The organism is Tatumella sp. JGM94 (assembly GCF_018257595.1).
In the GTDB taxonomy this organism is placed as follows: domain Bacteria; phylum Pseudomonadota; class Gammaproteobacteria; order Enterobacterales; family Enterobacteriaceae; genus Tatumella; species Tatumella punctata.
In genome coordinates this window covers 93,265-109,613 of the sequence record NZ_JAERJN010000002.1, presented here as the reverse complement: position 1 = coordinate 109,613, position 16,349 = coordinate 93,265, and the positions used below count along the sequence as shown (strand labels likewise).

General features: G+C 46.3%; 14 protein-coding genes, 1 tRNA gene and 3 pseudogenes. 4 read left to right on the top strand and 14 right to left on the bottom strand.

Annotated elements, in window-relative coordinates:
* Window positions 1-13 precede the first annotated feature (13 nt).
* The 3 genes from ccmB to JK216_RS02195 all read right to left on the bottom strand — a co-directional run bounded on the left by ccmB (window position 14) and on the right by JK216_RS02195 (window position 1,616).
* Window positions 14-673 carry a heme exporter protein CcmB gene (ccmB, locus tag JK216_RS02205; protein WP_212707267.1) on the bottom strand — a complete coding sequence of 220 codons (660 nt, stop codon included), beginning with the start codon at window positions 671-673 and terminating at the stop codon, window positions 14-16.
* Complete coding sequence (gene ccmA, locus JK216_RS02200) at window positions 664-1,290, bottom strand: cytochrome c biogenesis heme-transporting ATPase CcmA (RefSeq protein ID WP_212711180.1); 627 nt, start codon at window positions 1,288-1,290, stop codon at window positions 664-666. The genes ccmB and ccmA overlap by 10 nt, the downstream gene beginning before the upstream one ends.
* An 86-nt stretch (window positions 1,291-1,376) precedes the next feature.
* Window positions 1,377-1,616: a hypothetical protein gene (locus JK216_RS02195; protein ID WP_212707269.1), complete on the bottom strand. Its 240-nt coding sequence runs from the start codon at window positions 1,614-1,616 to the stop codon at window positions 1,377-1,379.
* 522 nt (window positions 1,617-2,138) lie between these two features.
* Between JK216_RS02195 and JK216_RS02190 the strand changes: the two genes are divergently transcribed.
* Window positions 2,139-2,966 (top strand): SDR family oxidoreductase, encoded by an 828-nt coding sequence (locus JK216_RS02190; RefSeq protein ID WP_212709973.1) that lies wholly within the window; start codon window positions 2,139-2,141, stop codon window positions 2,964-2,966.
* Between the two features lie 446 nt (window positions 2,967-3,412).
* On the opposite strand, the gene JK216_RS02185 is transcribed toward JK216_RS02190, so the two are convergent.
* The 4 genes and pseudogenes from JK216_RS02185 to JK216_RS02165 form a co-directional block, all read right to left on the bottom strand.
* Complete coding sequence (locus tag JK216_RS02185; protein WP_212709974.1) at window positions 3,413-4,621, bottom strand: aldose 1-epimerase family protein; 1,209 nt, start codon at window positions 4,619-4,621, stop codon at window positions 3,413-3,415.
* Between the two features lie 273 nt (window positions 4,622-4,894).
* A complete protein-coding gene (locus JK216_RS02180; RefSeq protein WP_212709546.1) occupies window positions 4,895-5,305 on the bottom strand; it encodes an ASCH domain-containing protein in 411 nt (136 codons plus the stop codon).
* 155 nt (window positions 5,306-5,460) lie between these two features.
* Complete coding sequence (locus JK216_RS02175) at window positions 5,461-5,931, bottom strand: nuclear transport factor 2 family protein (protein WP_212709557.1); 471 nt, start codon at window positions 5,929-5,931, stop codon at window positions 5,461-5,463.
* Window positions 5,932-6,110: 179 nt separating this feature from the next.
* Window positions 6,111-6,362 (bottom strand): annotated as a pseudogene (locus JK216_RS02165) (transposase); the annotation flags it as partial.
* A gap of 307 nt (window positions 6,363-6,669) precedes the next feature.
* Between JK216_RS02165 and yefM the strand changes: the two are divergent.
* Window positions 6,670-6,921 (top strand): YoeB-YefM toxin-antitoxin system antitoxin YefM, encoded by a 252-nt coding sequence (gene yefM / locus JK216_RS02160; RefSeq protein ID WP_212709547.1) that lies wholly within the window; start codon window positions 6,670-6,672, stop codon window positions 6,919-6,921.
* Complete coding sequence (locus JK216_RS02155) at window positions 6,918-7,172, top strand: Txe/YoeB family addiction module toxin (protein ID WP_212709548.1); 255 nt, start codon at window positions 6,918-6,920, stop codon at window positions 7,170-7,172. Before yefM ends, JK216_RS02155 begins: the two co-directional genes overlap by 4 nt.
* Before the next feature lie 41 nt (window positions 7,173-7,213).
* Here JK216_RS02155 and JK216_RS17000 read toward each other — a convergent pair.
* From JK216_RS17000 to pgaA, 7 genes and pseudogenes are all read right to left on the bottom strand, one after another.
* A pseudogene (locus JK216_RS17000) lies at window positions 7,214-7,360 on the bottom strand (Arm DNA-binding domain-containing protein); the annotation flags it as partial.
* 164 nt (window positions 7,361-7,524) lie between these two features.
* Window positions 7,525-7,599 (bottom strand) — tRNA-Arg (locus tag JK216_RS02150).
* A gap of 251 nt (window positions 7,600-7,850) precedes the next feature.
* Window positions 7,851-8,207 (bottom strand): hypothetical protein, encoded by a 357-nt coding sequence (locus tag JK216_RS02145; RefSeq protein WP_212711179.1) that lies wholly within the window; start codon window positions 8,205-8,207, stop codon window positions 7,851-7,853.
* A 160-nt stretch (window positions 8,208-8,367) separates the two neighbouring features.
* Window positions 8,368-8,778, bottom strand: coding sequence for a poly-beta-1,6-N-acetyl-D-glucosamine biosynthesis protein PgaD (gene pgaD, locus JK216_RS02140; protein ID WP_212711178.1), 411 nt, complete (start codon window positions 8,776-8,778; stop codon window positions 8,368-8,370).
* Between the two features lie 38 nt (window positions 8,779-8,816).
* Window positions 8,817-10,145 carry a poly-beta-1,6-N-acetyl-D-glucosamine synthase gene (gene pgaC, locus JK216_RS02135; RefSeq protein ID WP_212711177.1) on the bottom strand — a complete coding sequence of 443 codons (1,329 nt, stop codon included), beginning with the start codon at window positions 10,143-10,145 and terminating at the stop codon, window positions 8,817-8,819.
* Window positions 10,142-12,070 (bottom strand): annotated as a pseudogene (gene pgaB / locus JK216_RS02130) (poly-beta-1,6-N-acetyl-D-glucosamine N-deacetylase PgaB); the annotation flags it as partial. The pseudogene pgaB (JK216_RS02130) and the gene pgaC, both read right to left, overlap by 4 nt.
* An 88-nt stretch (window positions 12,071-12,158) precedes the next feature.
* Entirely contained in the window at window positions 12,159-14,567 is a 2,409-nt protein-coding gene (gene pgaA, locus JK216_RS02125) for a poly-beta-1,6 N-acetyl-D-glucosamine export porin PgaA (protein WP_212711176.1), read from the bottom strand.
* Window positions 14,568-15,043: 476 nt separating this feature from the next.
* On the opposite strand from pgaA, the gene pgaB (JK216_RS02120) reads away from it, so the two are divergent.
* Entirely contained in the window at window positions 15,044-16,141 is a 1,098-nt protein-coding gene (gene pgaB / locus JK216_RS02120) for a poly-beta-1,6-N-acetyl-D-glucosamine N-deacetylase PgaB (protein WP_212711175.1), read from the top strand.
* The last annotated feature ends 208 nt before the right edge of the window (window positions 16,142-16,349 follow it).

Below are 16,349 nucleotides of genomic sequence, written 5' to 3'. Positions count from 1 at the left end.
CACAACACGCAGCTTATTGCAGGCTGATTCGCACCGCTGCGGCTGTGGCAAAAGGCGCCAGAGTAATACTGGCTGCCAGCATCGCACCTAATATTGCCAGGTAACCACTGATGGGTAATCCCTGGCTGGCAGCATCAATGGCTGCACTTGAAAAAATCAGTACCGGTACCGCCAGCGGCAGTACCAGCAAACTGAGCAGTACCCCGCCCCGCCGCAGTCCGACGGTCAGGCCCACGCCGATAGCCCCCAGAAAACTCAGTACCGGGGTACCGAGTAACAGGGTCAGCGCCAGTCCGCACCATCCCCGGAAATTGAGAGATAACAATAATGACGCCAGCGGAGATAGAATAATCAACGGCACGCCGGTGACCAGCCAGTGGGCAATCACTTTACCCAATACAGTCAGGGGTAAGGGAGCCGGTAATAACAACAGTTGCTCCAGAGAGCCGTCGCTAAAGTCATCACGAAATAACCGCTCGAGGGCCAGTAAAGAAGAAAGTAATGCCGCCACCCAGACAACCCCCGGGGCAACCCTGGCCAGCAATTGTGATTCAGGACCAATACCGAGCGGAAATAACGTAACCACTATCAGGAAAAACCACAGCGGATTAATAATTTCTGAACCACTACGGAAAGCTATTTTCAGCTCACGACGAATAACACTTACCAGCATGCTTCTGTTCCTTCCGCTGACAGACGTATTGTTCGTACTCTGTTTTGCTGATCCGGCAGATCCTGATGTGTTGTCAGAATAACCGATCCTCCCCGGCTGGCGTGTAATGCAAATTGTGACATTATTTTTTCTACCCCGACTTTATCAATCGCCGTCAGGGGCTCATCCAGGATCCATAACCTGGCGCGGGTAAGCCATAGTCTGGCCAGTGCTACCCTGCGCTGCTGTCCGGCAGATAACTGGGCCACCACCGCATCTTCATACCCGGTCAGTTCCACTTCATCCAGTGCACGATATATTTCAGCATCACTTTGATCGGCATGAAAAAAACGCAAATTTTCCAGCGGGGATAATACTCCCTTAACGCCGGGTAAATGCCCGAGATACAACATCTGCTGATGCCAGATATCACGCTGCCTGGTAACCGGTGACTGGTTCCACAGAATAGTGCCCGACTCAGGCCGGCTCAATCCGGCCAGAAGACGTAACAGGGACGTTTTACCTGCACCATTAGGTCCTTCGATATGCACAATATCACCGGGCCGGACCGTAAATGAAAGCTGATTAAAAAGCACCCGTTCATCACGGATACAGGTAAGTTGTTGGGCTTCCAGCATGCAAAATATATTCACTATAACGTTACGAGGGCCGCACTATAGCATAAGGAAATCCCCTGCCGAATGCCGAAAATGGAACCGGTTACTTAAAATGCCTCTAACCGGTAATTTTTCGCCTGAAAAACGAACAATGCTAAAGCTTTGTTACGATTATTTTGACTTACCCACAGATAAGCACTCTGTTTACTGCCGGTATTTATCCGCAGGACGAGTTTATCAATGGCGGTCATGTTATCAGATGCAACACCAATCACTGTGCGGGTTTGTGCTTTCTTCACTGCTGATGCCCTGGTACAAATCGCATCAGTCAGCGTACTGTGATTCACAACTAAACCTCACACCAAACCCATAAAAACAACATCACAATAACAACCGGAGCTGCTGCTTTATTCATCACAAACCGTCCTGTGAAATCCCTTTCAGCCCGTGGATTTCTGTGTGCCGAAACAGCTATACGTGCATAAAGATCTCTGTACAGGATACAGAAGCCGGTGACCGGGAGAGCGACAACACTCAGAGATCTCAGCAGACTGATATGATTATTACTGAGCGGGTAAATCAGGCCCGTCACAGACAACAGTTCCGCTGCCCCTGACGGCTAGCCGGGCTAACCTGCAGAAATTTTTCGAAAAAAAGATATCTACGGAAAAAACAACTGTCATATAACGCTTTTAGTATCAAAAAGAATATGTAAATTATTTTTATGTGATAGTTTTTTTATCGTAGGTAAGTCTCTGTTAAATATAAGGTCAAATATAATAAAACAAATAAACACATAAATAACTATACTATTTAATCACCACTGTGATAGCGTGGATTTCTGACCTGCACATCAGCGAGGGCTAAAAATGAATGAAAGTAAATATATCGTTATTACCGGCGGAGCCAAAGGTGTTGGTATGGTTTATGCTTCACACCTGGCAAAAGACCCGGAAAATATAATAATAGTTACCGGACGCAGTAAAACCCCGCCAGACAGTATAATCCACCGGTTAAACTCAAAATTCCACTACCGTAGCCTTGATGTTTCAATAGAATCACAAATTATCCCTTTCTTTTCAGAGATAATAGAAAGCTTTGGACGGATTGATATTTTAATAAATAACGCCGGTATTTGGGGGCCTGTCGGGAAATTTAATACCAATGACCTCTCTGAATGGTTTGATACTATAAAAGTTAATCTGACCGGTGCTGTCAGTTGTACACATGCAGCAATGCAGTATATGGTTCCCCAAAAGAGCGGTATTATTATCAATATGGCCAGCAATGCAGGAGCTCACCGCTGGCCGAACTGCTCTGCCTATTCCGTTTCAAAAGCAGCTATTATGAAACTGACAGAGAATCTTGCTATAGAGTCAAAAAAAGATAACATTTCTCATTATGCCTTTCACCCCGGGCTTATTCACTCTACAGGCATGGCAATGGCGCTGACTGAAAATCCTCCGGAAGAGTACTGTGCGGTCAAAAGTGCATTAGACTGGATCCTTAAAGAAAAAGATCTCGGAAATACAGTCAGTGCTGAAGACAGCATTCCGCATATTGAAAAGTTATGCAGTGGTCATTATAAGCAGCTAAGTGGCCTGTATCTGAATGTAAAAGATAATCTGGATGAGATCCTGGATAATATCAGAGATGTAAGAAGACATAACAGTTATCAGCTGAAAGTGACTTCATAGTAATACGCACCGTGTCTTTACTTCCTGCCGGTGAATGACCATGAATATGATAATCAATTATTCCCGATAACCAATATCGGGGATACCTTTCCGGCAACGATAGCGTTAAGCTACTGGTGCTATTTAAGTTATTATTTCTTCTCCTCTGCGATTCCTGTAAGTATCCCTCACCCGCAGAATACAGATCTCCTGCTGGAAAAGACCCCCCGGATTGCAGCCTGTTATAAAAATCCACGCCGCACATATATCGCCGGAATCCTGCTAGTAGCATTATTACAGTGCCAGTCGTGATACTTTCAGCCGGCTAATTCCCCGGCCTGGCGGCTGATAATAATGACAGCGGGCGGCATACTGCCCGCTGTTTATTCATACTCTGTCAGTATAAAACCGTAATGCAGATTTTATGCCGGTTACTTCCGGAATAATATCCGGTGATATAACTGCCTTTATTCCTGAGCAATAGGAGTATCGCTGACAATGATCTTATCATTTCCCTGAATCTGCTTAACCCGTTTTTCGGTCTGCTGTACTGCCTTCGCATCTTTCAGTAATGAATAAGTCAATGTAAAATCAGTACTTTCACCAGCAGCCAGCTGTTTTACCCGGCCCTGCTGTTTCTCAATAGTCACCGGATAGGCATAATTTGTTCCGGGCTCAATACCGGTCACGTAGCCCTGTTTCAGGGTGTCAGTATTTTTCCACATGGTCAGCAGCGGAAGCTGGCGAGTATCAAATTCAATAGAAACCCCTTTATCGCCTTTACTATTGATCAGCGCCGCCAGTGTTTTTCCATTATCATCGGCTTTGGGGACCAGATTAAATACCATTTCATCAAAGTCGCGGGTCGGAGCAGCGTACTGATCCCAGTCTGCCATACCTTTTTTCGCATAATCGTTAAACGGTGAGACCGATTTCAGCGGCGCAATAAAGCGGGCATTTTTCTCCAGAATCGGCTGGCCGAAATTACTGTGATAAATAATTTCATAATCATGAGGATAATCCGCATTATTGGTCAGCACATCATGAATCGTAAAATGGTCTGATCCCGGAATATAACGCAGCTCGGTCTGGGTATCCAGTCTGGCCTTTTTAAAGGTATGCTCTTTCAGCAGGCCACGGATCCGGATTTCATGGGGGGCTTTGTCATCAACAATAACTTCCACCTTCGACGCCGGGGTATTGCCGGCCTTACCGTGCAGGGTATAGAGCATACCGTCCTGAGTAACCGGGTGGCCTGTCCATTCATAGCCACAACGTACCATCATCTCATTAAATCCTTCCAGCCAGCCTAATCCGTTACGACTTTCCAGGTTAATATAGGCCGGGTTCACAACCTCCCCGACGGGGGAGTCCCAGCCCAAACGGATACCATCACCTTTCGCATAAAGCAGATCCATTCCCCGGCCCGGGCTTAAAGCAATGGTCAGCCCGGGCGAACTGGTAATGGTCAGTACCTTTGACCCTTCCTGTTTACCGCCATGCAGAACTTTTTGCTGAATGCTGAAATCAGTACCCGCCAGTTTCAGCTGCTGGCTGGTTATCTGCCAGTCGCCTTTTTCTGTATTACTTTCTGTATCTGTCAGCAGCCAACTCTGCGCCGATGCCTGTCCACAGATACCACCAATAACCATCAATGCCAGGACACTTTTTTTCATTTTTCCACCCTTCCGGCTGAATTGATTTAGCTTCAGAGAGGAAAGATTACAAAGTCACGCACAATAAAAGTGTGACAGTTATCACTGCCAATGGTTTCCGGATGCAGTTATGTGAATTACGCCACAATAAAACATTAAGAATAATTACACTGATAAGCTGCCGGGAGCTATAGCCTGAGGGGCATTGTAAGCCCTCAGGCAGGATGGTCTCTGTTTCAGCCGGGCACCTGAGCCGACGGCTTCAAAAACGTATGTTAAATGATCGCTTCCGGCTTATAGAACTTCAACCAGTTCAAACTCTTCTGCTACAAGTTCCATATCTTCTGAGTAACACCCCATTTCGGTAAAAAATCGTTTATGTTCAGATCTCCAGTACTCAAGGCTCAAATCTCCTTCGCCTTCTTTCCTGGCAAACTCTTCAGTGACGTCAGAAAAACGAACCAGGGATAGAGATGTTATTCGAATCACACAGACAGGCTGATCCTGACCATTGAGAATAATATTACAACTGCCAATTCCAGGAGGAGATATTTCTTTTTTATATGAGGCGAACGAGCCGCAAGAAGCTGTTTTTATTCCATTCTTAACGAGCCCGGCTAGTTGGTCGGCAAGCTCAGCACTGTCTCCTATTGACCATGTTTGTGCTTCCGGGTATTTCGCTTTTAACGCTTCAATCTGGCTCATTATCTGACACCTTATAGAAAGCGATCGGCCAGCCAGCGCCCTCAGGTTTAACCTTCGGTTATCGTCCAAAAACGTTGTAGATCAGCATGATGGACGTCCCATCCGGAACCAGGTAATAGATCGCTTTATGTTAAATGGTTATCTGCACGATACGGTTATAGTCCTAGCTCTGATAGCTCAGGATGATCATCAGGACGCCTGCCAAGAGGCCAGTGAAATTTTCTCTCTGACTCTTTTATTGGCATATCGTTGATACATGCATAGCGGTTAGTCATTAAACCATTATTATCAAATTCCCAATTTTCATTACCATAAGAGCGAAACCAGTTACCCGAATCATCGTGCCATTCGTAGGCATATCGTACGGAAATACGATACTCATTAAATGCCCATAATTCCTTAATAAGTCGGTATTCCAGTTCTTTATTCCATTTTCCGGAAAGGAAACGCCTGGCTTCTTCACGATTACTTACGAACTCTGTCCGGTTTCGCCATTTAGTATTCAATGAATATGCTAAAGACACCTTTTCAGCATCACGACTATTCCATCCATCTTCAGCAAGACGTACTTTCTGAATTGCGGATTCGAGAGTAAATGGCGGTACCGGCGTTCGTTTTTCGTCCACATTATCAGGCAAAATAATGGTCTCCTGTTATCAACCGTCTGTGATCCTACCCACGTAATGTGGATACAGCCCTAAGCGAGGTTTTCGTTTTCAAATTGTTCCGGGCTGAGGCCACCACGGGCACTGTAGCGACACCAGCAATTATAATCACATTCAATATAATTAAATACCACTGCACGCATCTCTTCGTCCCGCTCCGCCGGCTGGCGCTTCAGGCGGGCATTTTCGGCAGCCAGTTCATTCTCCCGTTCGGAAGAGGTTTTCTGCTGCTATATTTTGCTGCGCCAGACATAAAGCTGAGACTCATAAAAACTAAGTTCACGGGCAGCGGCAGCAACGCCGATGCGCTCTGCAAGTTTAAGGGTTTCGCGGTGAAATTCAGGATAATGCTGTTTACGTGGTTGCTTACTTACGGTTACTGATTTAGTCATGTGAGTCACCTCTGTCTGAGAGTTTACTCACTTAATCGCGTGTCCACTAATGAGTTCATCTCACGGTCGATACGATCAATTTCAGTTCTGAGCTCTGACATGTTTGTGCACTGAGCGGCTTTTCCCTCGCTACTTTTCTCAATCATGGTAGTCCTGTTGAAATTTAGCTTAACGAGACTGATAAGCTGACACAGAGGCTTCGGTCATTGTGCGCGCAATAGGGCGTTATGGTAAATACCGGTTTACTACTTATTGGTTTAATTGTACATTGAGTTGTACAATTGCACCACCAATAGGAGCATATGACATGAGAGCTATTAGCTACAGTGAAGCGCGGCAGAATCTTTCTGCCACAATGGTTAAGACCGTCGAAGACAGAGCCCCTGTTTTGATTACCCGGCAGAACGGTGAGTCGTGTGTTTTGATGTCACTTGAGGAATACAATTCACTCGAAGAAACTGCTTATTTACTGCGATCCCCAAAAAATGCCCGTCGGCTAATGGATTCAGTCGACAGCCTGAAAAGCGGCAATGGTGTAGAAAGAGGCATCATTGAGTGAAGCTGACGTGGTCTGAAGAGGCGTGGGAAGATTACCTTTACTGGCAAGATACAGATAAAAAAACAGTCAAAAAGATCAATGAACTGATCAAGGATGCCAGTAGAACTCCGTTTGAGGGGAAGGGTAAACCAGAGCCACTAAAGCACCATCTTGCTGGGTTTTGGTCGCGCAGGATAACGTCAGAACATCGATTTGTTTACGCTGTAAGCGATGATTCTCTGTTGATTGCATCCTGCCGCTACCATTATTGACTAATTTTCGAATATCTTTTATTACGTTATTTTTATAGGAGCCGAGACTTCATACGCCAGTATTTGGAACCTGTCGGGGATACTTCAAGGTACAAGCCGCCACCGTCAGAGAGTTTGTAACTTTTCTCTTTGGGTTTGGCTGTTTTACAGGTTTGTGCTGAGAGTTTGTCGCGGACGTTTCTGTTCATTTTGGGGGCATATTTTACATCGAACCTGAAGTGCCCCGGATTATGCCCCATACATGCACTGGATTTCAATAGATGTAACTGGACATCAGGATAACGAAAATCCTTTAATAATCAGGGCTTGACGGGGTTTTGTAGACTGAGGTGGATTTGGTTGGATATCGATATGGTGTCCCCTGCAGGAATCGAACCTGCAACTAGCCCTTAGGAGGGGCTCGTTATATCCATTTAACTAAGGAGACCTTCACTCTGCACCGGATCAGCAGAGTACGACGGGACATATCCTACCGTAAACACTCAGGTTTTTACAAGTATTACCTGCCCTTTCACCGGAAACTTATGCGGTAAGTCTCAGGGATGATGCACCCTGTAAACCAGGGCCGGGCGGAAACGGGTCCGGCGGAACTCTGCCCCGCTATCTCTGCATCACTGTGCGTTCTGTTAATAAAACAGTCCCGCAGACCCGGGGCATAATGGATAGCTGTTTTACAGCTTAGCGTTTTGTAATCCGTTCAGGAATTTTCTCGCTGACATGCTCATCAGGCCTTTCTGATGTATCAGTCAGACGGGAATGAGATACCACCCCGCAGGCAGGTTTTGTGTTTATATGTCGAATTCCTTCAGCATAACCGCCGAAGGATACTGCTATAAACAACCAGCCATACCAGACTCTTTTCCTCACAGCGCCTCCGTTATTTAACAACTGCAGCCAGCAATGGTAGAGAGCATAACGTAATGAAGCGTATACACTGTTTAAAGTTGAGGTGATGTTTGTTTCAACAACCAGTAGTTTGTGCTGACCGCAACATAATGATAATTGCTGCGGATTCCTTGCTTTGACTTCTTTCACTGATTTTTCCCCCTGCTCACTCAGGGCGGATATCTTTTCTGGCAGCCGCGGGGGGACAAAGATACGGCTGAGCTTCAGGTACAGAAAAACACCATTGCCAGCGCTTCCCTCTGCTAACGCGGATAAGGGAAGCGCTGGCCACATCACCCTGCGGGATTGATTATTCCGTTACGGAATAAATCTGCCCTTCTGAATCATGGTGAACAACAGTTACTTTTTTCCGCTGGAGTTCGGCACCGATATCATCCTGCATATTAAAAGTCCCCCATAACTCATGACTGGTGAGGTCAGATTTTCGTGGTGAGGTTTTCCCCCGGTATCTGAAGTAATTATATTTCGCCCAGCCATAAAGCAATATTGCGAATATCACCATCAGAGAAAAGTATAAACATAGTGTCACGGTGGTTTCAGACCATGTGCCTTTGATAAAACTTAAGTTCTTATCGGTGATATTGTCATAAATACCGGAACCTATCAGGTACAGGAAACCGACCCAGGCGATAATGGTTAAAAACACATCAAACGCCATACTGACAGGATCCTGCTGAGTTACTATCAAGTTATCTTTCATTTTCAACCAACAAATTTATTCAATATGTATTGAGGTAATTACTTCAGGTGCTTCTGAGCAATACCGCGATCCGGGCTTTCCCATCTGGCTCTTTTTCCCTTGCGGCTGAGCATAACGTTGGGGAAACTCACCAGGGTGGTTAAGAAACTCAGCAGCCAATAGGCAATCGGGTACCAGATAACCCAGAACAATGATTTAAAAATATCAGATTCGTAGCGTCTCTCGATCAGCAGGCTGACAGAAAACTGGATAATACACACTACCGCTAATAACAGACCCGTAAAACCGGGCGGCATCAGCGAATCGACATACAGATTTTTTGGCATCTCTGTAAAGCGTCCGAGTACAAATAAAATGATACTCAGGAGGTACATATAGGTCCAGATTGTCGACAGAGCAAACTCCAGTAACAGGGTCCACATTCTGCGGTGCTGCCAGCGCCAGATACTGATGCAATTCTTCAGAAAAACTTCAGCGCCTCCCTTAGCCCAGCGCAGGCGTTGCTGCCATAAGCCTTTCAGAGTTTCCGGCATCAGGATCCAGCACAATGCTCTGGGCTCGTAAAAGATACTCCAGTTTTTCAACTGCAGCTTCCAGCTGATATCAATATCTTCCGTTATCATATCGTCGCTCCAGTAACCCACATCGGCTAATGCCGTTCGACGAAATGCAGCAATCACACCGGAGACCGTGAATACATGACCATAAACCCGCTGTGCGCGTTTTATCAGACCGATAATTGAGGAAAACTCACCTACCTGTAAACGACCAATCAGCGTGGAACGGGTCCGGATCCTCGGATTTCCGGTCACCGCCCCTACCCCGGGAAAGTTAAGCAACGGGGCTGCCAGATAGGCAGCCGTATTACGGTCGAGGATGGCATCACCATCAATACAGACTAATAGTTCACTGTTCGCTGCAGCGGCCCCGGCTTTTAACGCAACGGCTTTCCCCTGATTTTTAGCCAGATGAATAACCCGCAGATTGTTATGTTCACTGGCCAGCTGGTTCAGTATTTCGCCGGTATCATCCTTTGACCCGTCATTAACAGCGATAACCTCAATATTGGTATAGTTCTGGTTTAATGCCGCCTGTATCGTTTCCCGGGCATTCGGGCCTTCGTTATAGCAGGGAATTAAAATAGAAATTAACGGATTACCGGGCAGTGTGATCTCACTGTCCTGACGCCAGAAGCGCTCTTTGTTGAACCAGAAATAGACCCCCCCGGCAATCCATATCCCGGCCATAAAAAGTGGCCAGTAAAAGACAAAGTTCAGCGCAACCTGGCCGGTAAATACCAGCACAAAACCGAGCGGGATACTTAAAACAACACAAAGAATTATTAAAGCGATTAATCTGTCAGTCATGGTAAAGGAAACCATTTGTTAGCAATTACTGGACGAATATTCTTTAAGGCCGGCTGATTTTCTAAAAAGTTATCCGGATAATATCCATAATTCTGTACCCCTGAGGCCTGCAGCAGTTTTATCCAGCCCACCAGCTCTGCATCGGGTACCGGCTGCGCCGGTTTTTTGCTCCAGTCCGTTGCCTGCAACTCAATAATGGTGCGGGACAGCGCTCCCGGCCTGGAACTGATGGTATCAACCAGCTTTCTGAGCCATGCCTGGCTGTTATCCGGGGTGACCCCTTCCATCAGTGGCATCGCCATCGGGACAGTCCAGTTATAATTGGACAGGAAATCATCAAGGTTCTGGGCAAACCAGTCTTCGCTGTCTGGCTGGAGGATAGGTAACGCATAGATGTTACGCGCTGATTTCACCTGAGGCCCGCGTATCGCTCTGACGCTCTGCATAAGAGAGTTAGTAAAGTCAATCAGAGTCCGGCTTTTTAAGCGTGTCCAGCGATGCATTAACTCCGGATTGCTGCGAATCTCCCTGACAGAATCCGGTAACCCCGCCTTTTTATAGGCTTGCAGGGCATCCGGCCCCGCATCTTCATAGTCAGTCAGAAAAGCATCGTCATGGAATAAAATACCGTCAAAGGTCGCATGAGCAGCAAGGTCCTCATAAATCTGCGTTATTTTTAGCCGGGCGTCAGCACTGAAAGGCGACAGACGCAGATACTGGTGAGGGTCCGGTACAGCCTTGTTCGTTTTCGGATCGTAAGTTAATACCTGCGGCGTATTTTTAATCTGAAAAGCCAGTACCGGCATCCAGGCAAATACTCTGGCATGGGCGCGGGTATTTAGCTGCCACGCAACATGGTTGAACAAATCAGCACGGGTCGGTAACCAGCGGTTGGGAAAATAGAGTGATTTAATATTACCATCACCATCCGGGTCAGCGAATGCCTGCAGAAAGACAGTGTCCACACCCAAATCAGCAATACGCTGAACCAGCACGTCAATATTATGATCCTGCTGCTTTTTGTCCGCGTCATACACATCATCCAGATCGACATGGACAATATGCTGAGTAATGGCTTCTCTGACACTGGATACTGACTGTGAGAAGGCCTGCAAACCAGGGTTCCCTGCTATCAGCATCCGGGGAATATTGTCATTATTTTTAACATCCGCTAATCCGTTGTCTAATGACATAAAATAGCGGTATCCCATTTTTTTAGCATTCGCGATGGTTTCACCATTCGCGGCACCATAAGGCCATACCCAGACGCGGGGTGATTTACCGGTGGTAGTTTTAATACGTTCGGTAATTTTTGCGATATCAATACTGACCCGCTGATTAAATTCAGCAGTTGTTTCATAACGCCCGGTTTTTTTATCGTAAATACGACTGGCGGCATAGGGTTCAGAGTTACCCTGCGGATTAGCAGTAATACCTTTATGCTCTGCATAGGTATGGGCGGCAATTTCCACCAATCCCGAGTCCGACATTTCCTTAATTTCAGACCAGTTCAGAAAATGTTCCCGCGGGGTAATTAATCCCCCGAAATTAACCGGCTGGCTGGCAGGGGTGCTCACCCATTCACCGACAGGCGCTAAAATTGCAGGCCAGTGATAGGCTTTAAGTAATGGGAATACCCGTTTATAAAAACTGCTGTAACCGTCATCAAATGTCAGCATAACGGCATTCGCCGGCAGATCTTTATGCCCGCTTTGCGCAGCCTGCACATCATTAATACTGATGACGTGATACCCGTTATTTTTAAGCCATGCAAACTGGTCATTTAACGCACTAAAACGTACTGCCAGAAATCGCTGATCAGCAGCGCCATCAGAGACATCATGATAAGCCAGTACCAGATATTTATTATGTGGCCAGGGCTTTCCTGACTGAAGCTGAACACGCTGTACCGGAGAAATAAACGACGACGACTGATCAGCATAACTCTAGCTGCAATAGCTCAGAGCAACCAGGCTAAATAGCAGCCGGCTTAATATACGTAATAACATAGTTTTAAAACCTATAATCCATATCAAATGACAGTGACAAATCTTTTTCTCTGTCGCCGTCATAAGGTTGTTTACTCCAGTTAACGGAGGCACCAATTTCGAAGACTTTCGCGAGTTGTAATCGCTGCCCGTAGCTAATCGTTGTCATCAGGCGGGCCGGATAATTTTTTTCCCAGTAACGCCCGACGCCCACGGAAAAACTGTGACTCCATTGCGTGTCATAGTGGCGATAGAGAATATTCTCCAGGCTTAATGCCGGTAACAGGGTCAGGTCCCGCGCAGGACTGTAGTACGCCCCCCCCGGCTTACTGTTATAACCCGCGCTGACAGAAGGGGTGAAGTCCAGCCACCAGTATGCCTGGCTGTATAACCGCTGCTGTGCAGACACACTGTAATTCTGCCGGTTATTACCGTCAGAAAAATGTGTCCCGGAAATATCCAGCCGTACCTGCCGCCGCTCATTTTGCTGCCAGCGCACGTAACCGGCGGCCGTATTCCCCGAGATGCCATTTTTCATAGCTCGCAGGGGGGTACTGCTGCCCAGACGCTCGAACAGAGCACCGACACGCCAGTCATCATTAAAATCATGCCAGTCTGACAGCCGTACTCCCGCCTTACTGCCATGACCGTAATTATGATGACTGACATCAAACTGCAGCCAGTTATTACGATTGGTGAATTCGACCCCGGCCAGCTGTGAACGATCTATCCCGGTGCCTTCTTCAAAGCGGCTATTGGCATAACCCGCCCCCGTATAAACCCGCCAGTTTTCGGCAATCGGTGGCGTATATAAAACAGCCATCAAATTAAAGTCATGGGAGCCGGTCACCGGGCTGTCTGATTTAATGCCTTTATCGCCCTCAATACTTAACTCAGCTTTATTGCGGATATTCCGGTCATCGTTCAGTTGCTGAGCGGATTTATTTTCAGGCGCACGTTTAATTACATCATCAGCCAGCAGGCTGGCCTGGTGCCATTCCTGTAACCCAAGAGCGACCTGTCCCTGTTCTGTTTCGAGGTTAATACTGGACGGCTCGATACTCTCTGCCCGTTTTAGCCGGTATTCTGCTTTACGTGGCCAGTTTCTCTGATTATATAAGTCCGCAACATCCACAGCTAAAGACTGGTTACCCGGAGCGGTTTCCGATAATGCTTCGGCATGTTTTTGTGCTTCAGGCAGATTATTATTATTGCGTAACACCGTGACCAGCATACTCTGCACATCTGACCACTCTTCATTATTGGCGCGTGTCGGCAGCCCATACACAGGGATCTGATAAGGCGTTTTTTTACTCAGCTGTTCTGCAAACTGCTGTGCTTCACTGAGTTTTTCTGCTTCGGTCAGTGCGACAAAATAACTATTAACGTCATCACTGTTATTCATATCCAGAGTATTGCGCCAAAGACTCAGCGCTTTTTCCGGCTGACGCTGATAAAGATAAGCGGTGCCTGCCCAGTTCTCTGCATATGCCGGCACATCGCCGTGTTGGCGGAGCGATTCATACTCAGCAATCGCCTGCGCCATATCACTGCGAGCAACATAAGCCCCGATACGGTCAATACGGGCTCTGCGTATCACCGGCTGATTACCGGGTTGTTGCTGCCAGCGAGCAATATTTTGCTGATAGAACGACAGCGCTTTATCAGCAACCAGAAACCGTTCAGCTTCACTGCGGCCACTGACCAGGCTGTCACGCACCAGCTCGGCACCCTGCTGAAGCGCAACCGCCTGTTGCTCACTGATCGTCCCCGGTGCTGCCTGATAAACGTACCACTGACCACTGACAATACGCTGTTCAGCTAATGTTGAAATATAGGTGCTGCGAATCTCTTTATCTGACGGATCCAGGCTATACGCTTTGGTCGCTGCCTGCCATGCATTATCCGGCTGTCCTATCGCCCGATAAACATAGCTCAGGGTTAAATAGCTGCGGGCATCTTTTTTATCATTACAAAATTTCAATGCGCGGGTTAATGCCTGATCATTTCTTTTGGCATCCGCTAACGTCATTATGTATAGCTCACGTAAATCAGCATTGGCTGACGATGAACCCGCTCCGAGGCTTTCAAGCAGCGACAGGGATTGTGGCCATTGATGAAGATTACGGTAAGCCCGGGCAACCGCAATTTTCGCAGTCGCTGGCAGCGACTGCGTTTGCGGCTGTTGCCACAGTTGTACCACAAGCTTATCTTCTCCGGCCCAGCTTGCTACCTGTAACCAATCGGCACGTTCATTGAGCGTAAGCCGGCGTTGATTATTTTCTTTCGCCAGCCAGTTAAGTACTGGCTGATAATTCCCGGCCCGGGCCTGAATAATTAAAGAGTCATATTGCGTTTGCGCATAACCGCTCAGCGGGCATGACAACAGACAAGAAACCAGCAACAGTTTCGGTTTTAACGTAAAGATTTGCATATAATAAAAAATTTTTTATAACAAAAAATAATAATGATAAATATTATATCAAGAATTATTTATCATTCCAGAGGATTTGTTACCTGCTTCTCTGTATGAAGTAATTATTTTCCTCGTGATATAAACGGCAACTACCGTCAATCATGGTCTGCGGGAGGCCAGCGACAAGTTTTATGCTTCACGGCTGTTATGGAATCCGTTTTCAGTATTCTGAATATAAACAGTAAAGATTCTCATTAGTCACCTTCAATAACCTTGTAATAACTAATGAAATAGATCATCCCTTGCCATCACGTATGAGAATTTTTTATTTATTAAAATTTTTATTATTTTTGTTCTGTGGCTGCCCTTACAAGAGACGTCTCTGACGACTGACAGTATATTGCTCTGCCAGCTGGCTTTTTATTTTCATTATTTATTAATTTAACCAGAGTCTGAAATGAATTTAATTCAGCCTGATAATTCCCGGAGAGGTTATGACCAATACAATGATTAACGATGATACAAACCTGCATATGGTCCATGTTGATCTTGATTATGTGTTTGATGATAATCAAAAACAGCAGGAAATTAATACTGAATTATTAATTCAGCGCGTTATTAACCTGAAGGTTAATACTGTTTTCCTGCAGGCTTTTGCCGATCCTGAGGGTAACGGAAATATTAAATCATTATATTTCCCGAATAGCCTGTTACCTGTACGTGCAGACCTGTTCAGTCAGGTGTGCAACGGGTTACGTCAGCGGGCGGGGGTAAATGTCTATGCCTGGATGCCGGTTCTCGCTTTCCAGCTGGAAGATATACCGAAAGTATTAACCTATAATCTGAAAAAAGATAACACCTTCACTGATAAGAATCAGTATTTGCGTCTTTCGCCTTTTAGCGCCGAAGCGGAGAGTAAAATTGTACAAATCTATCAGGACCTTGCCTCTGGTAATCTATTTGACGGTATTTTATTCCACGATGATGCATTTCTGACTGATTTCGAAGATGCCTGCCCGGAGGCCATACAAGCCTGTCAGAATGCAGGCTTATCACCGTCAATAAAAATTATCCGTGAAAATGCCGCGACCATGCAAACCTGGACGCGGTTAAAAAGCCAGGCACTGATTAAGCTCACCAATACACTGATGGCGCATGTGCGTGCAATCCGTGGTGATAACGTAAAATCAGCGCGTAATCTCTATGCTTTACCCGTCATCGAACCGGACAGTGAAACCTGGTTCGCGCAAAACCCGGATGACTTTTTGGAGAACTATGACTGGGTCGTTCCTATGGCAATGCCACTGATGGAGGGAGTATCACTTGCAGACAGTCAGGCATGGTTAACCAGCCTTGTCAGGAAAATTGCCGGCAGGGAGAATGCCCTTGAACGCACAATTATTGAATTACAGTCTGTCGACTGGAATACGTCACCGGATAGACCCGTAACGGATCAAACGATGACGGACTGGATTAAATTACTGCAACGTCTGGGGGTTAAAAATTATGGCTACTACCCTGATGATTTTTTTAATAACCAGCCCTCCGCGGAAAGTATCAGTTCGCTGATCAGCGAACCGGCATCAGATTAATTACCTATATCATCCATGGAACGACTGTTCCCGGTAAAATGTATTCTGTTATATCGCGTTGTACTCTGGCAAAGGAATTAATCAGCACCGACGCTGCGGTCATTAATATAATGCTTCGCCTGAAGACAAATGCTATGGCCGTATTTTATGAGAAATCATAAAATACGGCCTCGATATCGAGCAGTTACTACGGGGTGATTAAATCATG